We start from the raw sequence: 1,128 nt of genomic DNA on the forward strand, positions 1-1,128 counted from the left end.
GGTATAAAGTTACACTACTAATCTAGTATAATCATACAAAAACATGTAAAAATAGACAATCTTTTTTTCAATAAAATTCTTTTCAAACAAAAAAAGAGTAGAAAATTCCAATCCACTCTTTTTCAAATTAATATTAGTTTATCATTAGACTTGTTACATTTTACCTATACTTTTGAAATTTTCAAACTAAAGACAAGAGAAAAACTCATTTGTTTCCGGGATTACTCCATTTTTATACAAAAAATAGACAAAACAATTATTAACCCTTTTTTTATATAGGTCTTTTTATTCATATTACTGATAAGGTATTTATTTTCATGATAATTTTACTAGTGAATTCTCGTTTCTGAGGAGCTAATTGGATATAAAGTTCCATCTAAAGCAAAAGACATTCTTCCTGTTTCTTCAGATACTACTAAGATTAACGCATCTGTTTGTTCAGATAATCCAATTGCAGCACGGTGTCTAGTACCTACCTTTTTCGAGCCAAAGCTTTGTGTTGTTAACGGAAGAACATTTGCTGCTGATACAATATAATCACCTTTTATTAGCAACGCTCCATCATGTAAAGGATTTCCAGGATAGAAAATACTTTCAATTAATTGACTTGAACAATCTGCGTTGATTTGTACCCCTTCTTGAATATACTCCTCTACGGGAGCACTTCTTTCAATTATTATTAGCCCACCGTGGCGATTATCTGATAAATTTTGTAATGCCTTCGCAATTTCTATTGTTTTTTTTGTAAAACTTGAGATATAGGCTTTTAAATAAAAAAAGGAAGCAGATGATTGAATGGCATTAAATCTGTCTTTTATTCGTGCAATCTCACATAATAGACAATAGTCTTTTTCATCTATTGAGTTTCTCATTAGTTGGGCTTCTTCGATTATATGTTCTAAATTGGTTGCAATGTGTTCCTTTATTTCACCAATCGTATTCGGATTTTCCACCAATTCCACTCCTTCCTCTAATATTAGTATGGTCGTTAATTTATCATTCCATTAACACTCAATTCAAATCTTAGAAAAAAATGTATGTTTTCTAAGATAAGCACCATACTATTAATGGAGGTTTTACCAATGATTACACAAAAAATATTACAATATACATTTAGTATATTAGGCG

At 29.8% G+C, this 1,128-nt stretch carries 1 protein-coding gene; it reads right to left on the reverse strand.

Features of this window, described 5'->3' with window-relative positions; all coding sequences use genetic code 11:
• Positions 1-329: 329 nt before the first annotated feature.
• Entirely contained in the window at positions 330-953 is a 624-nt protein-coding gene (gene cdaS, locus HU235_RS16125; protein ID WP_233452248.1) for a sporulation-specific diadenylate cyclase CdaS, read from the reverse strand.
• Positions 954-1,128: the final 175 nt, after the last annotated feature.

Source organism: Metabacillus niabensis (assembly GCF_902829255.1).
Lineage (GTDB): Bacteria > Bacillota > Bacilli > Bacillales > Bacillaceae > Metabacillus > Metabacillus niabensis.